Annotated in this window: 14 protein-coding genes; 11 read left to right on the top strand and 3 right to left on the bottom strand. The window is 46.7% G+C overall.

The window, feature by feature from the left end:
- Window positions 1-22 precede the first annotated feature (22 nt).
- Window positions 23-931 (bottom strand): Rpn family recombination-promoting nuclease/putative transposase, encoded by a 909-nt coding sequence (locus Q5866_RS05710; RefSeq protein WP_099293455.1) that lies wholly within the window; start codon window positions 929-931, stop codon window positions 23-25.
- Between the two features lie 169 nt (window positions 932-1100).
- On the opposite strand from Q5866_RS05710, the gene ychF reads away from it, so the two are divergent.
- Together ychF and Q5866_RS05720 are read left to right on the top strand one after the other, a co-directional pair.
- Window positions 1101-2201, top strand: a complete 1101-nt coding sequence (gene ychF, locus Q5866_RS05715) for a redox-regulated ATPase YchF (RefSeq protein ID WP_099293453.1) — start codon at window positions 1101-1103, stop codon at window positions 2199-2201.
- A 356-nt stretch (window positions 2202-2557) separates the two neighbouring features.
- Window positions 2558-4120: an ATP-binding protein gene (locus tag Q5866_RS05720; protein WP_303179403.1), complete on the top strand. Its 1563-nt coding sequence runs from the start codon at window positions 2558-2560 to the stop codon at window positions 4118-4120.
- Here the strand turns inward: Q5866_RS05720 and Q5866_RS05725 are convergent.
- Both Q5866_RS05725 and Q5866_RS05730 read right to left on the bottom strand, forming a co-directional pair.
- Window positions 4114-5190 (bottom strand): RluA family pseudouridine synthase, encoded by a 1077-nt coding sequence (locus Q5866_RS05725; protein WP_303179405.1) that lies wholly within the window; start codon window positions 5188-5190, stop codon window positions 4114-4116. The genes Q5866_RS05720 and Q5866_RS05725 overlap by 7 nt on opposite strands.
- On the bottom strand, window positions 5187-6011 hold the full coding sequence (locus Q5866_RS05730; RefSeq protein ID WP_303179407.1) for a PASTA domain-containing protein: 825 nt from the start codon (window positions 6009-6011) through the stop codon (window positions 5187-5189). Before Q5866_RS05730 ends, Q5866_RS05725 begins: the two co-directional genes overlap by 4 nt.
- Window positions 6012-6172: 161 nt before the next feature.
- Between Q5866_RS05730 and Q5866_RS05735 the strand changes: the two genes are divergently transcribed.
- The 9 genes from Q5866_RS05735 to Q5866_RS05775 form a co-directional block, all read left to right on the top strand.
- A complete protein-coding gene (locus tag Q5866_RS05735) occupies window positions 6173-7939 on the top strand; it encodes a LysM peptidoglycan-binding domain-containing protein (RefSeq protein ID WP_099293445.1) in 1767 nt (588 codons plus the stop codon).
- Window positions 7940-8129: 190 nt separating this feature from the next.
- A complete protein-coding gene (locus tag Q5866_RS05740; protein WP_227217784.1) occupies window positions 8130-10313 on the top strand; it encodes a bifunctional (p)ppGpp synthetase/guanosine-3',5'-bis(diphosphate) 3'-pyrophosphohydrolase in 2184 nt (727 codons plus the stop codon).
- Window positions 10314-10874: 561 nt separating this feature from the next.
- Window positions 10875-11396, top strand: coding sequence for a UpxY family transcription antiterminator (locus tag Q5866_RS05745; RefSeq protein ID WP_303179409.1), 522 nt, complete (start codon window positions 10875-10877; stop codon window positions 11394-11396).
- A 114-nt stretch (window positions 11397-11510) separates the two neighbouring features.
- Entirely contained in the window at window positions 11511-12260 is a 750-nt protein-coding gene (locus Q5866_RS05750) for a hypothetical protein (RefSeq protein WP_303179411.1), read from the top strand.
- A 119-nt stretch (window positions 12261-12379) separates the two neighbouring features.
- A complete protein-coding gene (locus tag Q5866_RS05755; RefSeq protein ID WP_292266450.1) occupies window positions 12380-14299 on the top strand; it encodes a nucleoside-diphosphate sugar epimerase/dehydratase in 1920 nt (639 codons plus the stop codon).
- 29 nt (window positions 14300-14328) lie between these two features.
- Window positions 14329-14757: a BT0820 family HAD-type phosphatase gene (locus Q5866_RS05760; RefSeq protein WP_292266452.1), complete on the top strand. Its 429-nt coding sequence runs from the start codon at window positions 14329-14331 to the stop codon at window positions 14755-14757.
- A gap of 47 nt (window positions 14758-14804) precedes the next feature.
- Window positions 14805-15602 carry a polysaccharide biosynthesis/export family protein gene (locus Q5866_RS05765; RefSeq protein ID WP_186976425.1) on the top strand — a complete coding sequence of 266 codons (798 nt, stop codon included), beginning with the start codon at window positions 14805-14807 and terminating at the stop codon, window positions 15600-15602.
- Between the two features lie 16 nt (window positions 15603-15618).
- Window positions 15619-18066, top strand: a complete 2448-nt coding sequence (locus Q5866_RS05770; protein WP_303179414.1) for a tyrosine-protein kinase — start codon at window positions 15619-15621, stop codon at window positions 18064-18066.
- Window positions 18067-18072: 6 nt separating this feature from the next.
- Window positions 18073-18740, top strand: a 668-nt coding sequence (locus Q5866_RS05775; RefSeq protein WP_303179416.1) for a DegT/DnrJ/EryC1/StrS aminotransferase family protein, incomplete at its 3' end; no start/stop codon positions are given.

The following is an 18740-nucleotide window of genomic DNA, read 5'->3' on the forward strand; positions in this document are numbered from 1 at the left end:
CCGATGTAGACGCATCAAATTATTAAAGATTGGAAATCTCATTTAACGTTAAGCCGGTAAATTTCGCTATGTCTTCAACGGGCAAACCGCTGGATTTTAAGTTGCGGGCGATGTCAAGGGCTTTTTTCCTCTCGCCTTCCGCTCTCCCTTCCGCTCTTCCTTCCGCTCTCCCTCGTGCCTCTCCCCGGGTTTCTCCTTTTTGTTCGGCGGTATTGATTACATTATTTAAATCCCGGAAAACTTTCAAGCTTTCCTCGTATTCCACCAGTTCGTTTTTGTTGAATTTAGCGATCTCGGCTACACGAAAAACCCGTTCGAAGATACGTTCTTGTAGTGCAACAGGGCGTTCCATTAACCGGGGTAGATTTTTGAGCACGTACATCCACTTGTCAAACAAGGTTTCCAATTCTGTTTCCGTTTTCGTGAATTTTGGCATCTCGAGGTAAATGAACGTGAGTTTGTCGTAGAACACTTCCTTTTTGTTGATGTCCATTAATTTGATCTCGTGATGATAATAATTCTCGTCTTCCCGGTTTTCGTCGAAAACGAAGTTCAGTATACCTATGGTATAGACGGCTTTCAACTTGTAGTCCCATTCTCCGCGTAGGGCTTGTTCCCGGATGGGGAAAGTGGAATAGAAAACGCTCCTATCCTTGAAGAATTGTTGTTCGGCTTTTTGCATCTCGACGATGAACTTCTCACCCTTGTCGTTTTCGCAGTAAACATCGAACACGGCTTTCCTGTCTTTTTCCAGAACTCCCAAGTGTTCATTTCGTAAATAAGTAATATCCACGATGTGTTGTTCCTCGTGCAACAAGGCATTGAGGAAACTGATCAATAAATCTTTACTGATCTCGTTCCCGAACAACCGTTTGAAACCGAAGTCGGTGTAGGGGTTCACGTAACGCTCTTTTAAGTAATCTATGCCCATGGTAATTTCTGTTTATATCACAAATATAGTATTTTTTATTCGATTTGCAAAGGAGAAACAGAGCGGAGGTAGGTATTAACCCGAAAATTGATTATCTTTGAAGGCTCAAATTTTTGGGAGTAAGAACGTGTTATATAATAGATTGATAATAAAGATACAAATATAGACTATGGGTTTACAGTGTGGAATAGTCGGTTTGCCAAACGTGGGAAAGTCGACACTATTTAATTGCTTGAGTAATGCCAAGGCGCAATCGGCGAATTTTCCCTTTTGTACGATCGAGCCGAACGTGGGAGTAATCACGGTGCCGGACGAACGGCTGAATAAGCTGGTTGAGTTGGTGCAACCTCAAAACGTGGTGCCTGCCGTGGTGGAGATCGTGGATATTGCCGGGTTGGTGAAAGGAGCCAGCAAGGGCGAGGGGTTAGGTAACAAATTTTTATCCAATATCCGGGAAACGGATGCTATCATTCACGTGTTGCGTTGTTTTGACGATGATAATATCGTGCACGTGGACGGTAAGGTAGATCCCATTCGGGATAAGGAAACGATTGACACGGAATTGCAATTGAAAGACTTGGAAACGGTGGAAAACCGTTTGGCGAAAGAGGAGAAAAAAGCGCAGACGGGAGGCGATGCCAAAGCCAAACGATTGGTGGAGGTGTTGCATCTTTATAAAGATGCCTTGGTGCAGGGGAAATCTGCCCGTTCCGTGCAGTTGAACGATTTGCAACAAGAGGTGGCGAGAGAGTTGATGTTGCTGACGAATAAACCGATACTGTACGTTTGTAACGTGGACGAGGCTTCCGTGGTGAAGGGCAATAAATACGTGGATATGGTGCGTGAGGCGGTGAAAGACGAGGGGGCAGAGGTACTGGTGATCGGTGCTGCTATCGAGGCGGATATTGCCGAGCTGGAAACCTACGAGGAAAAGCAACTTTTCTTGGAAGACTTGGGACTGGACGAGGCGGGAGTGAACAAGTTAATCCGTACGGCTTATAAATTGTTGAATCTGAGAACCTATTTCACGGCAGGAGTGAAAGAGGTGCGGGCGTGGACGTTCAAGAACGGTATGAAAGCCCCGCAAACCGCCGGAATTATACATACCGATTTCGAGAAAGGGTTTATCCGCGCGGAAGTAATTAAATATGATGATTTCGTTGCACTTGGTTCAGAGGCAAAATGCAAGGAAGCCGGAAAAATGTCCGTCGAGGGGAAAGATTACGTGGTGCAGGATGGTGATATGATGAATTTCCGATTTAACGTCTGATATCCATATACTTCCCGTGATGCCGGGAGGGGATTCCTGTTGTACTTTTGGCACGGGAGAATCCGGGGATATCCTCGTGAAATAAAGAAGAGATAAGGGTGTAATAAGGGATCAAAGACGTTACACCTTCGATACAAAGACGTTTCAAAGACGTTCACGAACGTCTTTGAAACGTCTTTGATCAGAAAATGAAAGAAGCGTGTTGCCTGTCTTCATCTTTATCTCTTCTTTATTTCTTCTTGTCTTTTTCCTGTCCGGTTATATAAATGGGTATTGCTCTTTACTTTATGAACTTTTTTTTTGTCATATTGGGCTTAATAGACTATCTTTGCCTGTATATCTAAAATGAGATTACTATGGAAATGCTGGTAACCAGAAAGCTCCCGATCGGGATACAGACATTCGAGAACATTCGTACGGCTAATTATTTGTATGTCGACAAGACAGCACTCGTGTGGCGGATAGCCAACACGGGAAAACCCTACTTCTTCAGTCGTCCGCGACGTTTTGGGAAAAGTTTGTTGCTCTCGACCTTCGAGGCTTATTTTTCCGGGCGGAAAGATTTGTTCGAAGGGTTAGCGATAGAGGGAATGGAGAAGGAGTGGAACGTGCATCCCGTGTTTCATCTTGACTTGAATGCCGAGAAGTATGACAGGCCGGAAGGATTGTATTCTATCCTCGATAGGTACCTGAAGATGTGGGAAGCCCGCTGGGGAAAAGACGAGGGAGAAACAACCCCGTCAGGACGTTTTTTCGAGGTTATCCGTCGTGCTTACGAGCAATCCGGTCGTGAAGTTGTCGTGCTTATTGACGAGTATGACAAGCCGCTTCTGCAGGCACTCGGGAGAGATGATGCTTTGCTCGCGAATTACCGTGACTCGTTGAAAGCTTTCTATGGTGTACTCAAGAGTGCCGACCGTTACCTGCGTTTCGTGTTCCTCACCGGGGTGACGAAGTTTTCGCAAATCAGCGTGTTCAGCGATCTCAACCAGTTGAATGATATTAGCATGGACTATAATTATGCCACGCTTTGCGGTATCACTCTTGAAGAATTGAAAGAAAACTTCCAGCCGGAAATAACTCAATTGGCAGCCATCAACGGCGTGACAACCGATGATATATTGACGAAAATGACGGCGCTGTACGACGGCTATCATTTTCACCCGAGGGGAGAGGGAATGTTCAACCCGTTCAGCGTGCTGAACACGTTCTACAAGCAAGAGTTCGGTAGCTATTGGTTCCAGACCGGAACGCCGACCTTCCTAGTGGAGTTGTTGAAGAAGAGTGATTATGACTTGCGCGAGTTGCTGGACGGCGTGGAAGCCCCGGCTTCTTCTTTCACCGAGTACCGGGTGAATGCCGACAACCCGATTCCCTTGATCTTTCAGAGCGGTTACCTGACGATCAAGGATTATAACAAAGAGTTTCAGACATATACGTTAGCTTTCCCGAATGACGAGGTGAAGTATGGTTTCATAGATTTCCTCGTTCCTTTCTACACTTCTTTGGCGGAGGAAGAGCGAGGGTTTTATATCGGTAAATTTGTTCAAGAACTCCGTGTCGGCAATGTCGATGCCTTCATGAAACGGTTGCGGGCATTCTTTGCCGATTTCCCTTACGAGTTGAATACCCGCACCGAGCGTCATTATCAAGTCGTGTTTTACCTCGTCTTCAAGTTAATGGGACAATTCACGGAAGCCGAGGTGCGCAGTGCCCGGGGACGGGCGGATGCCGTGGTAAAAACACCCAAGTACATATACGTGTTCGAGTTCAAACTTGACGGTTCTGCCGAACAGGCTTTGCAACAGATTGACGATAAAGGTTATCTCCTGCCTTACGCTGTTGATGGTCGGGAACTCGTGAAGGTCGGCGTTGATTTCAATGCCGCGGAGCGCAATATCGGGAACTGGATTTATTGATTCTCTTCAATTTCTCTGTTCGCCACGTAATTGCGCCATTTCTCGATAAGCTGTTGCATATCTCGCGGGACTTCCGAGTTGAAGTCCATCCATTCGCCGGTGGCGGGATGCTCGAAGCCAAGAGTTTTGGCGTGTAAGGCTTGACGGGGACAGGTGGTGAAACAGTTTTGCACGAATTGTTTGTATTTCGTGAATGTGGTTCCTTTCAGTATCTCGTTGCCGCCGTATTCGGGATCATTGAACAGGGGATGTTTGATTGATTTGAAATGTGCCCGTATCTGGTGGGTACGTCCGGTTTCCAGCACGCACTCGACTACATTCACGTAGCCAAGGCGTTCCAGTACGCGGTAGTGGGTGACGGCATGCTTGCCGTAGTCGCTGCCCTCGGGGAAGACGCCCATCACTTTCCGGTTGGAGATGCTCCTGCCGATATTACCGATGATCGTTCCGGTTTCCTCCTCCAGATTACCCCAGCACACGGCGACGTATTTCCTGCTCGATGTCTTGTGAAAGAATTGGGACGCCAGTTTGGTTTTGGCTTCTTCCGTCTTCGCGATGACAAGCAAACCGGAGGTATCCTTGTCTATCCGGTGTACCAGTCCCGGTCGGGGATCGTTTTCCTTGAATAGAGGGTTGCCTTTCAAGTGCCACGCGAGGGCGTTCACGAGAGTGCCCGTGTAATGCCCGTACGAGGGATGTACCACCATGCCCGGCTCTTTGTTGATAACCAGTAGGTAAGCGTCCTCGTAAACGATGCGGAGCGGTATATCTTCCGGGATAACACGAATTTCTCGTTTCGGGTGAGGCAACATCAAGATCACGAGGTCTTTCGGCTTCACCCGGTAATTTGATTTCACGGGTTTGCCGTTTACCTGTACGCATTGGGCTTCTGCCGCCTCTTGTATCTTGGTGCGCGACACGTTTGGCAGACGGTCTACCAGAAAACGGTCGATGCGCAATAAATTCTGTCCGGGATCGACTTCCAGACGGAAATGTTCGTAACTTTCCTGTTCCTGCTCCGGTTCGTCCTCGCTTAATTCTTCAAGCTCTTCTAATTCTTCTTCTATCATGGTAATTGCTCCTCGATGGACAGGGAGTCCAGTGCCGTTATTTTTTGCGCGTCTTTCGTGAGGTAGAGTTTTATGTCCCCCCCCATTTGCATGGTCATGTTTTCTTCCGCCTCGGGTTCTTGCTGGTATATGATTGCCGTCATCCGGTCGGCTTCCGTTCTCACGGTGTTGTCGGGGATGATCTCTCCGATATTCAGAAAAGCGTATAACGTGATGTTTCTTGCTTCGGCGAGCGTTTTGCCGAGCAGATTGGGTATGGCTACTTGATTGTTGGGGGTATTGCCGTTACCCAGCACGATATCCACGGTTTCTCCTTTCTGGAGAATCGTGTCGGGTTGCAACACGGTTCCTTTATACTTGAAGTCAAGCACGAGATTCCTGTAATTCGACGGGGCATATTCGATTCTGCCGATGTTCAGACCGAGGTTGCGCAAGCGCTGTAACGACTGCCGGAACGCGGTGTTCCGCAAATTGGGAAATATCACTTTCTCCGGAGCGTTGGCGTTGATCGTCAGTTGTATCGCGCGGTTGTTTTTTACACGGGAGTTCGGGGCAGGGAATTGCTCCACTACCGTGCCCGGTTTCGCGTTGTTGTCGTAAATCGAATCCACGACAACGATTTGTAATTTCTTTTCTTTGGCGAACGGGGCAGCCTCTGTCGGGGTGAGTCCCCGCAATTCCGGTACGGCGATGTAATAACCGTGGTTCGTGTATTTATCCAGTTGTTTCAGCACGATATACCCGATCACGAACAACAAGATTGCCGCCACGACAAGGTTGACGAGTAAAACGATAATATGTCCTTTTTTGAAGAAACTCATGCGGTTTATAAAGTTTATAAAGTTTATAAGGTTTATAAAGTTTGCGGTCACGTAGAGTAAATCGCGAAACGTTTACTACCTTTATCCTGCAAAAATAAGAGAGATTTTTCAATTATCACTACTATTTTACTATTTTTGCTCGGAAAATAAGTATTCAAAAGATGGTAAGATTTGCATTTTTACTCCTGTTGGTATGCGTTTCAGGATATATTAACGCGCAAGAAGTCAAGATAGAGAAGTCAAAGGAATTGATCGTGATTGGTGGAAAATCTTTTTATCTGCACACGGTTCAACCCAAACAGACGCTTTTTTCTATTTGTAAGGCTTATGGGGTGGCGGTCGACGAGGTGAAAGCCTTGAACGGGAAGAAAGATAACGCCCTCTCCGTGGGCGAGGTATTGCAGATACCTCACGTGGAGCCTTTTAAACGGGTGGACGACAAGTATTACTATCATAAGATGCGTCCGAAGGAGACGTTGTATTCTCTTTCCAAGAAATTCGGGATCAAGTTGAAACGGATATTGAAGGAGAACCCGGAGTACGACGTGAGCCGACCGATAGCCGAAGGGGCTGTGGTGCGCCTGCCGTTGCGTCAGATTGACCGGGGCGTGTTGGAAGCCGAATTACGCTGGCTCGATCGTCAGGAACAGGAGGCGGCACGGCAGAAACAAGAGGAGGAGAAACACGTTGCTCTCTACCCTCCGGCACGCGATTCCTTGGAGGGGATGATGCAACAGGTGGTAGGTGATACCACTTACGTGATTCCGGAGCGGAATTACGAGCGTCGGCACGTGAAAGTGGCTCTTTTGTTGCCTTTGTCTGTGAAAGATAATAAGTTACCATTTACTCCGGAGGAGATTCCGGTGGACACGACAGGGGTGAATATTCGTAATGAAAGGTGGCGTTTGAGTGATAAGTCTACCCAGTTCCTGCAATTTTATGAAGGATTTTTAATGGCGGCGGATAGTTTGAAACGACAAGGCTACACGATTGATATACATGTCTATGATACGGAGCGTGACGCTAACGCCACACAGGCGGTGATCGGGGAGTTGAACGGATTATCGCCCGATTTGATCGTGGGTCCCGTTTACGCGAACACGTATAAGTTAGTTGCCGAGCAGCTCCAAAACAGGGTGATCCCCATGATTTATCCCCTCTCGGCGAGAAGTGGGGAATTGTCCCGCTTTCCGAATTTTGTACAGATGAATATTTCCACGCCTTCGCTGGTGGAGGAAATGGCGGATTGGGTTGCCGCTAACGCTCATGGAGCTCATTTGATTCATATCATTCCGGACGGTAATGCCCGTGCCGGAGAGGTGAATCGTTTGCCGGCACTCGTGCGTGCCCGTATGCAGGGTGAGATTGGCGAGCCGATGCTCGATTACCAGTGGCACCCGCGAATGCACGTGGATTCCGTACGCCGGATGTTGCGACCGGACGTGGAGAATATCATCCTTTTCCCGACAGTCAACGAGGCGGCAGCGAGTCGTGTATTGCCCGTGTTATCCGCCTTGAGTGATCATTACCGTATTACCGTGATCGGTTTCCCGGAGTGGTTGAAGTTCACTTCTATTGATGAGGAAATGTTCTACAAGTTGAACGTGAAGGTGATGATGAATAGTTACGTGGATTACCAGAACGAGGATGCCCAAGCGTTTTCCGCGAAGCACAGGGAGTATTTTCATTCCGAACCGAATAATATCGCGAACCGGGCATTCGATATGGCCATGTATTTTATTCCGCTGGTGGAGAGAGAGAGAACGAACACGCTGAACACGCTGCGTAACAGGGAGGATGACGGGATGTTTACCCGCTTCCGTTTCCGTCCGATAAGTGATTTCGGCGGGTTGGAGAACCGGGGATTGTATTTGATTCATTATAGTTCCAAGTATAATATTGTGGTAACTCCGTTAAGGGGAAAGTAAGTTTATAAGGTTTATAGACCCCTGCGGGGCGCTTTGTTCACGGCAACGTGTGTTGCCGATATGATTATCTAAAGGATATTTCGGACTTTATAAACCTTATAAACTTTACAGACCAAAGAGCCGAAGGCTTGAAAGCGGCATCCTTTTTGATAAGAATAAAGAAGTTTGAAATTGCTAAATTAACCCTGCCATGTCAGAATCTATAACTTATACGATAATCCAAAGAAAATACAGAGCGTTATTAAAATCTTGTAAAAATCTTGTTTCTGCCGAGGATGTACGGTTGGTACGTAAGGCATTCGACACCGCTATGAGCAGCGAGGTGAACGTGAAAGGAGTGACGGAGGAGGAACTCGTCCGCTTGATGGATATCGGGATGATTATCACGTCCGAGATCGGACTGGGACGTACTTCGATTATCTGTCTGGTGTTGCGGCGGGTGGTGGAGTCCGGGGGATTAAAGATTGAACAGGTGAAAGCCGTTTTTGGTGACAAGGTGGCACAAATCCTGTCCGGATTGCATGACATCAGCCGTATTTATGCCACTCATCGGGTGGTGGATTCCGATAATTTCCGGAAGTTACTGCTAAGTTTTGCCGAGGATGTGCGGGTGCAATTGATTTTTTTGGCAGAGAAACTGTATGACTTGCGTCATGCCGACGGTTTGCGTCCCGAGCAACAGCGGGAATTGGCTCGCGAAACAAGTTATATCTATATCCCGTTCGCTCACCGGTTGGGATTGTATAATATCAAATCGGAGATGGAGGATCGAGCCTTGCGTTATAGCGAACCGGAGGTGTACAAGGAGATTTCCTTGAAACTGGAAGGCAGCCGGGAGGCACGCGAGAAGTATATTAACGAGTTTATCGCCCCGATTGTCGAGGAGTTCAATAACCGCGGGGTCAAGTTCAAGGTGAAGTGGCGGACGAAGACCATTGCCTCGATCCTGAACAAGATGCGGAAGAAACAGGTGGAGTTCGAGGAAATATACGATATTTTTGCCGTGCGCTTTATCTTGGAGAGTAGCGGGGCGGAGGAGAAGGCGGATTGTTGGCGAGCCTATTCTATCGTGGCGGACAAGTACACGCCCAACCCGCAACGTTTGCGGGATTGGATTTCCGTGCCGAAATCCAACGGGTACGAATCGTTGCAGACGACCGTGCTGGGACCGAAGAATCGTTGGGTGGAGGTGCAGATTCGCACGGAACGCATGGATGAAGTGGCGGAAAAGGGATTTGCCGCCCACTGGAAATACAAAGGCGGTTCTTCGGACAAGGCGATTGAAGAGTGGCTGACCGAGTTGCGCGAGATACTGGAGAGTTCCGATGTCGGTGCTGTCGATATGCTCGACGATATCAAGATTAATTTGCAGGATAAGGAAGTACACGTGTTCACCCCGGCAGGGGATTTGAAGACGTTGCCGGCAGGGGCTACTTTGTTGGACTTCGCCTACGCGATACACACGGGAGTGGGTTCCCGTTGCGTGGGGGGGAAGGTGAACCAGCGGAACGAGACGCTGCGTTACGTGTTGAAGAACGGCGATCAAGTTGCTATTCTTACCTCGAATAATCAGCAGCCGAGTGCCGATTGGTTGAATATAGCGATTACCTCGAAAGCCCGTAATAAAATCCGGCAGTTTCTGACCGAACATTCCCGCGCGCAAGCGACGCTGGGAAAGGAGATGCTGGCTCGCCGTTTTAAAAACTGGAAGTTGGAGTTGACCGACGAGGTAATCCACCGCCTGCAACAACATTATAAATATAAGTTCGCTATTGATCTCTATCAAGCCATTGCCGAGGAGAAACTTGATATGGCGGGAATCAAGGAATTTATTACCAAGCCGAAAGAGGAAGAACGGGCTGCGACCACTCCCCGGGAGGAAGTGCAGGTGATGCCCACCCGCCCGATTAGCGAGGATGTGTTGTTAATCGACCGGAACGTGGATAACGTGGTCTACAAGTTCGCGCAGTGTTGCAACCCCGTGTTCGGTGACGATATTATCGGTTTCGTTTCTATCGGGCAGGGTATCAAGATTCATCGGGCAGAGTGCAAGAACGCCCTCGACCTGCAACGCCGTTATCCTTACCGCATCGTGCAGGCGGCGTGGACAAAGGCTGGCTCAACGTCTTATCAAACCGTTTTGAGTATCGTGGGACGGGAGGATGCCGGGATGGTAACTAAAATTACCGAGGTGATCTCGAAAGACCCGAAGATCAGTTTGCGCGGCTTGTCTATCAATTCGAGTGAAGGGTTGTTTGACGGGCAAATCACCGTGTTGGTAAGTGACACGGATCATCTGGCGCAGTTGATTTCCCGTTTGAAACGGATTCAAGGAGTCATTCGGGTGTATCGTCAAGATTCGGTGAAGGAATAAGCCTAAAAGAATATCTATATTTGTTTTATGGTTGGGCAATCTGTTCTTAACTCTTGCCTAACCTCATGAACGTATCATGGACGTATCATGGACGTATCATAGACGTAAATTTGCGTTTATGATACGTTTATGGTGTGTATATACAAGATTTTTGTGGTTAGGCAACGATTATGCAATGAACATTCAAATGTTTACAAGAAGTCATTGTATCTATTTGATAATTTGTTCTTTCGTTAATTTATTTATGAATTAATAAATGATCGTTTAATGACACGGTCAAAAAAAGCACTTATGAATAATCGACAAAAAACTAAATATCTAATTGAGAGAACCAAAAAACTAATCAAAAAAGTTTGCGGAAAATAAAAATGATGTATATTTGCATCGCATTAAACGATGGTTTTTTGATATAAAATATTGTTTAGTGAAACAGCTTTCGTGCATCTATAATGAATATCACTGTTTAAGTGGGGTGTGTGGAACACATGGCAATAAATCAGGACCGGTAACAGGGTTAGTGCGCGAAGCGTGTCCGGTCTGCTGATAGAATAAAACAATTACATGATCGAGGAGAAAAAAATACACTGGTATGTCGCTTACACGCGGGTGAATCAAGAATTACTGATCAAGAAGAAATTGGACGAATTGGGAATTGAGAATTTTCTCCCGCTGGAGAAAGAGGTGCGGGATACGCCGCTTGGGCGGAAGACCATTCGAGTACTTTTGATTCACGGTATGATTTTTATCCGTACGGATAAGGTGACGAGTTTCTCCTTAATTAACGAGCATTCACTGAATATCGTTTACTTGAAAGATTTAGAAGGACATCGTTCCTTGATCGTTCCCGACAAGCAGATGGAAGATTTCATGTTCCTGCTGGATTTCTCTCCTGATGGTATCGAGATATTGAATAAAGACCTCAAGCGAGGTGATCGGGTTCGGGTTATCAAAGGACCCTTGCAGGGGCTGGTGGGAGAACTGGTGCGCCTGAGGGGACACAAGCGGGTGGTGATTCGTTTGGAGGGAGTGGTGTCAATCGCCACGTCTTACATCCCGGGTTCTTTTCTGGAAAGAATAGAGTAAAACAAAAGGATTAATTTAAGATTTATGAATTATGAATTACGATTTATGATTTAAGAAAGTGCCAACAAGTACAATTAAAATCATAAATCTAAAATCGTAAATCAAAAAATACAAATGGAAAAAGGTTTATTTCACAATTTGTACAAGCGATTGGAGGAGCTTGACGTTCGGTCATATCCCCCGGGGCAGTTGTCGGGCTTGTTACACGGTTACCTGACGGTGTATTCTATGGTACGGGTATACCCGTGGTTGGAGAATGATTTCGGCACCCCCGGTGATATTCACGAGCGAGCGAAATCGATCGTTCACTTGTTCCCGAGGCAATTGAGAAACGAGGATGTCCCCGTCGATACTCGTGCCGGTTACGCTGCGGACATGATGGATGTCTATCAGGTGTACTCGGATTTGGGTTACTTGAGAAACGGTTTGGATGCGGCGTACCGGATTTTTGCGGCACGGGGGAATGGTAAGATTGCGTTGCCTTGCCGTACTCCGAATGTTTGTCGTTTATTGTGCAATTGTTACTATTTTGCCGGGGACAAGGAATGTGGAGAACTTGCCGGACGATTGGTAACAGAGGTGTTGGGGTATATGCGGGGCGGAAACCGTGGAATGTTGTTATCTTGGTGGGATGCTATTTGTTTGTATGATGACGTTGTAGGTGCGATGGAGTTGCCGTTGGAAGAACACGTGCGATTCGGGGAAGAGCGTGCGCGTTTGGTTGTCACCGTGAGGCAAGAGGAGGAGGAGATTGTTAAACGATTCCTGCAATCGCGGGAGAATGATTTTGATGTTACAGTAAAAGTGTTTAATATACTTGCAAAGCGGGAGTTCGCCGTTTGCAACGAGAGATATACCGGGTAACGCAACCCCCGGTAACAGCGTCTCCCTCGACGGTACTTCATAGGCCGGATCAAGCTATTAATACCGGAGGGGACGCTTCTTTAAACTTTTAGAGAATAAGAAGCCTTATCATTTTATAAATGGAAAATTTGATAAACGAGGTATCCAAGTACTTGGTTGAAAGGAAAAGATACGTGAGTTATAAGGTGATTCTTTTGGCGGATGTTTATTTGTCGCTTACTAGTTCGCTTGTGTCGCTTTTTTTTATTGATAGTTTTATCGCGGATCTGTCTTGGTCGGCTTATGCCACGGTACTGTTCGCGGGAGGGGTGACGACTTTTTTAGTTTTTTGGCTCTCGGGAACGAGTAAGAACATCATCCGTCATGCGTCAATGAAAAGTATGGGGAGATTGTGTTTCGCCATACTTTTGAGCGATATTCTTTTAGGAGGAGTGCTTTTTTTGTCCGGTTGGTGCTTGTTCGGCCATCATCTTTTTGCTTTTTGCTTGCTTGATTTTCTCGTGACAACAGTAGTTTTAAGCGGTTTTCGCGTAACGCTGGTACTGGTTTACGATTATGCGATTTCACGGGATGTTTCGGGTAAAAGCCGTGTATTGGTTTACGGGAGCGGGGATAAAAGTGTTGCACTCAAGAAGCGGATGTACACGAGTAAACACTATCAAGTAGTGGGGTTCGTGAACCCGGAGAGGTACTTGAAGTCCTGCGTGATATCCGATTTGCCGGTTTGTTATTTCGAGGACGAGGAAAATTTTTCCCGTTTCGTGAAGAAATATAACATTAATGCGTTATTGTATCCCTCGCACGAGGAGGCTCGTCGGGAGGCGGATCGTTTGGTGCGTTTTTGTTCGGATTGCGGATTGAAAAATTTAGTGACGCCTCCGGTTGACGTGCTGGGCGATGGATTGAAGAAGACTATCGTTCGTGAAATACGGGTTGAGGATTTACTGGGGCGTGAAGAGATCAAGATAAACACGCGGGAGTGTGCTGAAAATTTTGCCGGCAAGGTGGTGATGGTCACGGGTGCGGCGGGCAGTATCGGTAGCGAGTTGTGCCGCCAATTGACGATTTTGGGTGTGGGGCATTTGATCCTGTTTGATAACGCGGAAACTCCGATGCACGAGTTCCGCATGGAACTGGAAAGGAATTTTCCGGGTTTGAAGTTTAGCCCTTTTATCGGGGATGTCCGTCAGAAGGAACGTTTGCGAATGGCTTTTGAAAAGTATCGTCCGGCGGTGGTTTTCCATGCCGCGGCTTACAAGCATGTTCCTTTGATGGAGGAGAATCCCTGCGAGGCGGTGCGGGTGAACGTGATTGGGTCGAGGTTGGTAGCGGACTTTTGCGTGGAGTACGGGGTGGAAATGATGGTGATGATTTCGACGGACAAGGCGGTGAACCCGACGAACGTGATGGGAGCCTCGAAGCGATTGGCTGAAATCTACGTGCAGAGTTTAGGGTTGGCGATGGAACGGGGAGAGGTAGAGGGGAAGACACGTTTCGTGACCACTCGTTTCGGGAATGTGCTGGGGAGTAACGGTAGCGTGATCCCGTATTTCAGGAAACAAATCGAGCAAGGCGGTCCGGTAACGGTGACAGACCCGAGAATAACCCGTTACTTTATGACGATCCCCGAAGCTTGTCGGCTGGTGATGGAGGCGGCGGTCATGAGCGCGGGGAACCAGATTTTCGTTTTTGATATGGGTGAACCGGTGAAAATCGTAGACTTGGCGGAAAGGATGATTCGATTAGCCGGGTATATTCCGGGTGAAGATATTAAGATCAAGTTTATCGGGTTGCGTCCCGGGGAGAAACTGTACGAGGAAGTGTTGAGTAACGAGGAGAATACCCTCCCGACGGGACATGCCAAAATTCGGGTAGCGCGGGTGCGTGAATACAAGCGGAACGATATTTTGGAGGCTTACGATAAATTGGCAGAATTGGCCTTGGCGGTAAAGGTGGAGGATACGGTGCGGCTGATGAAACGGGTAGTGCCGGAGTTTAAGTCGAATAATTCGGAGTACGAGAGGTTGGATGTGAAATAGACGAGAGTTGAAAATTGAAAAATTAAGAGATGATAATAGCTGTGGATTTCGACGGTACGATCGTCGAGCATAAATATCCGGTAATCGGTAAGGAGCTTCCTTTCGCCATCGAGACATTAAAAAAGTTACAATCGGAACACCATAAGTTAATCTTATGGAGTGTACGCGAGGGCAAGCTTTTGGATGAGGCTGTTGCCTTCTGCCGTGATCGCGGCTTGGAGTTCTACGCCGTGAACCGTGATTATCCGGAGGAGGAGAAAGAGCAAAACAACCATTTCTCCCGCAAGTTGAAAGTAGACATCTTTATCGATGATCGTAATCTTGGCGGTCTCCCGGATTGGGGTATGATCTACGAGATGGTGAGCAAAAAACTTTCCTATGAGGATTTGATGCGCGAATACGAGTCGGAATACGAACCGAAGAAATCGAAAGGTCTTTTCTCTCGTTTGTTTCGTTAAATCCGCGTCATCTGTGTTCAATGAAATAAAAATGATAACAAAATAATATGAAAATCAAAAGATTACTACTTTTATTGGCTTTACCTCTGTTGGTAGCGAGTTGCACCTCTTACAAGAATGTACCTTACCTCAAGAATCCAGAGGCTGTGAACGATTTTAAGGAGACACTTCCTTTGTATGACGCGAAGATCATGCCGAAAGACTTGTTGTGTATCACGGTCAATACGACAGACCCGAAGGCCGCGACTCCGTTCAACTTGACGGTGCAGACTCCGCTCAATGCGGCTTTGACAAATATCAGTACGACTACGCAACCGACCATGCAGCAGTACTTGGTGAATAACAAGGGCGAGATCGATTTCCCTGTTATCGGTCGCTTGGCGGTGGGAGGTCTTACAAAGAACGAGGCCGAGGATTTGATTCGCGAGCGTTTGAAACCTTATTTGAAGGAATCCCCGATCGTTACGGTTCGTATGGCTAATTACAAGATCTCGGTATTGGGTGAAGTAGCCCGTCCGGGTAGCTTCACGATCGGCAACGAGAAGGTGAACGTGCTGGAGGCTTTGGCTATGGCGGGTGATATGACGATCTATGGTGTTCGCGATAACGTGAAGCTAATCCGTGAGGATGTGAACGGCAAGCGTAAGATCATCAACCTGAATTTAAACAATGCCGGAATCGTGACTTCCCCGTATTATTACTTGAAGCAGAACGATATTATTTACGTGACCCCGAACAAAACAAAAGCAAAAAACTCCGATATCGGTAACAGCACGACTCTTTGGGTGAGTTCGATATCGATTCTGGTATCTATCGCCGGTTTATTAGTGAACATACTTAAATGATTGAAAATTAAGAGAGATGGTAGACGAACGGATAAATAATAACAATGGGATGGAGGCCGATGGGCAAGAGATTGATATCCTCGCTCTTTTATTCAAATACCTTTTTTATTGGCGTTGGTTTGTTGCTAGTATATTGATATGTTGTATCGCTACTTACCTGTTTCTTCGTTATCAAACGCCTGTATATAACATTTCCAGTTCCGTATTGATAAAGGAGCAGGATAAGCGAAGTGGTTCGGGTAACAATCCATTAGCAGCTATTCAAGATTTGGGAATGTTTTCCATGACAAATAATTTTGATAACGAGGTGGAGATCTTGAAATCCCGTACTTTGATAAAAAAAGTCGTGAATGACTTGAATTTAAATATTCGTGTAGCGAAAAAGCGAGCGTTCGGTTACGCGATTCCTCTTTATAAGAACACTCCGGTGCGGATTTATATGACACCGGAAGAAGCTTCTAAGCTGGAGGAACCGATAAAGTTGGAACTCGCCTTTACGAAAGCAGGGAAATTGTCTGTTAAGGCTGAATATGTGCAAGACGGGGAAGAGCAAGAGATGGTGCAGGCATTTGACCAATTGCCGGCGGTGTTGCCGACACCCGTGGGCGTTTTAAGCTTTATGCGAGGTGATACCTCGTGTATGGAAGAAGAGGAAATCGCTTTACGTGCTACCATAAACACTCCGATAGAGACTGCCGAGAAGTATATGAAAGATTTGAGCGTGACAGCCTCTTCCAAGACCACAACCATAGCAAAGATCAGTGTGAATAATACGGTAAAGGAACGGGGAGTGGATTTTGTTAATCGTTTGGTAGCGTTTTATAATCAAGACGCGAACGACGAGAAAAATGAGGTAGCCCAGAAAACCGCCGAGTTTATCGAGGAACGTATCGGTATCATTAACCATGAGTTGGGTGCGGCGGAGAGCGAGCTCGCGGATTTCAAGCAACGGTCCGGTCTGACTGATTTGACAAATGATGCCCGTTTGGCTTTGCAAGAGAGTTCCAAGTATGAGCAACAACGAGTGGAGAACGCCACGCAAATCCGTTTGGTTCAATATCTGCGTACCTATATTAATGATCCGGTCAACCAAGAAGAGGTCATTCCTGCAAACGTGGGATTGCAAGATCAAAACCTGACTAGGGTGATTGAGCAATACAACACGATGATTGTCGAGCGTAAACGTTTGTTACGTACCTCTTCGGAAACTAACCCGGCGGTGATAAACATGAATGCAGGTATTGATGCGATGAGGCGTAGTGTAGAAACAACTGTGAATAGTGTCTTGCAAGGATTGCAAATTGCCCAAAAAGATATAGAGCGTCAGGCTAGCAAATTCGAGAGCCGGATCAGCGACACACCCAAGCAGGAGAAAGAGTTCATGACGATTTCCCGGCAACAGGAAATCAAGGCAACTCTATATATCATGCTGTTGCAGAAACGGGAAGAGAATGCAATCACGTTGGCATCCACGGCTAATAATGGTCGTATTGTAGAGGAGCCATTACCCGGCAAGGAGCCGATAGCCCCGAGGAAGTTTGTCTTTTTATTGGCAGCTTTGGTGGTAGGCCTGTTTGTTCCGGTGGGAATTATCTTTATCGTGGAATTATTGAAATATAAAATAGAAAACCGGGGTGATGTAGAGCAATTGACGAATGTGCCCATTCTGGGCGAATTACCGTTGAGCATTCGTAAGTCATCAGATAAAGGTGCTATCGTGGTACGCGAGAATAAGAACGACGTGATGGAGGAGACCTTCCGGGGATTGCGAACCAATCTGCTCTTTATGCTACAGAAAGACCAGAAGGTCATACTTTTCTCCTCCACGCAGCCCGGCGAGGGAAAATCTTTTGTGACCGGAAATCTCGCTGTCAGCTTGGCTTTTCTGGGTAAGAAAGTGATAGTGGTTGGTATGGACATCCGCAAGCCCGGCTTGAATAGGATATTCGGCTTATCAAAAAAGAAAGAGGGAATTTCTAATTATTTGATGAATCCGGAAGACAACGATCTTTTTGAGCTTGTGCAGCCTTCCGGTATCAGTCCGAACGTGGATATTCTTTTGGGTGGAACAATTCCCCCGAACCCGACGGAGTTGGTAGCCCGTGATGCTTTAGAGAAGGCGATAGAACAATTGAAAGCCCGTTATGATTACGTGTTATTGGATACGGCTCCGATTGGAATGGTAACTGATACGGCTATAATAAGCCGTGTAGCCGATATGTGCGTTTATGTTTGCCGTGCGGACGTGACCCCGAAAGCCGCTTTCTGTTACATCAATGTTCTTAAGGACGATCATAAGTTCGATAAGTTGGCAGTTGTGATCAACGGAATCGACTTAAGCAAGCGCAAGAACACCTATGGCTACGGTTACGGTAAGAAATACGGTTATGGCTATGGGAAACATTATGGCTATGGTTATGGCTACGGGTATGGTTTTGAGGCTGAGAATAAGAAAAAAAAATAATTAGATATGAAGAGAGAGGATCAAGACAGTAAACAGAAACAGATGGAACCATTTTCTTCTAAAATATGGCTGAGTTCTCCTACAATGCATGGAGATGAAATCAAATATATAACAGAAGCATACGAGAGTAATTGGATGTCTACCGTGGGTAAGAATATCAATGAGGTAGAACGTTTGGCTTGTGAGAAGATCGGTTGCCGGTATGCGGTTGCTTTGTCTGCCGGGACAGCGGCTTTGCATATGGCTGTTCGGTTGGCTGGGGTAAAGCCGGGTGATAAGGTCTTTTGTTCGGATATGACTTTTGATGCGACAGTAAACCCTGTTATCTACGAGGGAGGAATACCCGTGTTTATCGACACGGAATATGATACTTGGAATATGGATCCTATTGCGTTAGAGAAAGCCTTCGAAATTTATCCGGAAGTGAAGGTCGTTGTAGTCGCTCATCTATACGGGACACCGGGTAAAATCGACGAGATCCGGGCTATTTGTCGGAAGTATAATGCTATTATTATAGAGGATGCGGCAGAATCATTGGGGGCCTCTTATAAAGGTGTACAAACCGGGACTTTCGGTAGTTATAATGCTATTTCTTTTAATGGAAATAAAATTATCACGGGATCTTCCGGGGGAATGTTATTGACGGATGATTTGGAGGCAGCGAACAAAGTACG

This window comes from uncultured Butyricimonas sp., from assembly GCF_959596855.1.
GTDB lineage: Bacteria > Bacteroidota > Bacteroidia > Bacteroidales > Marinifilaceae > Butyricimonas > Butyricimonas muris.

Coding starts and splice junctions, on each gene's coding strand:
- Q5866_RS05710 (WP_099293455.1), bottom strand. CDS start 931: ATGGGCATAGATTACTTAAAAGAGCGTTACGTGAACCCCTACACCGAC.
- ychF (WP_099293453.1), top strand. CDS start 1,101: ATGGGTTTACAGTGTGGAATAGTCGGTTTGCCAAACGTGGGAAAGTCG.
- Q5866_RS05720 (WP_303179403.1), top strand. CDS start 2,558: ATGGAAATGCTGGTAACCAGAAAGCTCCCGATCGGGATACAGACATTC.
- Q5866_RS05725 (WP_303179405.1), bottom strand. CDS start 5,190: ATGATAGAAGAAGAATTAGAAGAGCTTGAAGAATTAAGCGAGGACGAA.
- Q5866_RS05730 (WP_303179407.1), bottom strand. CDS start 6,011: ATGAGTTTCTTCAAAAAAGGACATATTATCGTTTTACTCGTCAACCTT.
- Q5866_RS05735 (WP_099293445.1), top strand. CDS start 6,173: ATGGTAAGATTTGCATTTTTACTCCTGTTGGTATGCGTTTCAGGATAT.
- Q5866_RS05740 (WP_227217784.1), top strand. CDS start 8,130: ATGTCAGAATCTATAACTTATACGATAATCCAAAGAAAATACAGAGCG.
- Q5866_RS05745 (WP_303179409.1), top strand. CDS start 10,875: ATGATCGAGGAGAAAAAAATACACTGGTATGTCGCTTACACGCGGGTG.
- Q5866_RS05750 (WP_303179411.1), top strand. CDS start 11,511: ATGGAAAAAGGTTTATTTCACAATTTGTACAAGCGATTGGAGGAGCTT.
- Q5866_RS05755 (WP_292266450.1), top strand. CDS start 12,380: ATGGAAAATTTGATAAACGAGGTATCCAAGTACTTGGTTGAAAGGAAA.
- Q5866_RS05760 (WP_292266452.1), top strand. CDS start 14,329: ATGATAATAGCTGTGGATTTCGACGGTACGATCGTCGAGCATAAATAT.
- Q5866_RS05765 (WP_186976425.1), top strand. CDS start 14,805: ATGAAAATCAAAAGATTACTACTTTTATTGGCTTTACCTCTGTTGGTA.
- Q5866_RS05770 (WP_303179414.1), top strand. CDS start 15,619: ATGGTAGACGAACGGATAAATAATAACAATGGGATGGAGGCCGATGGG.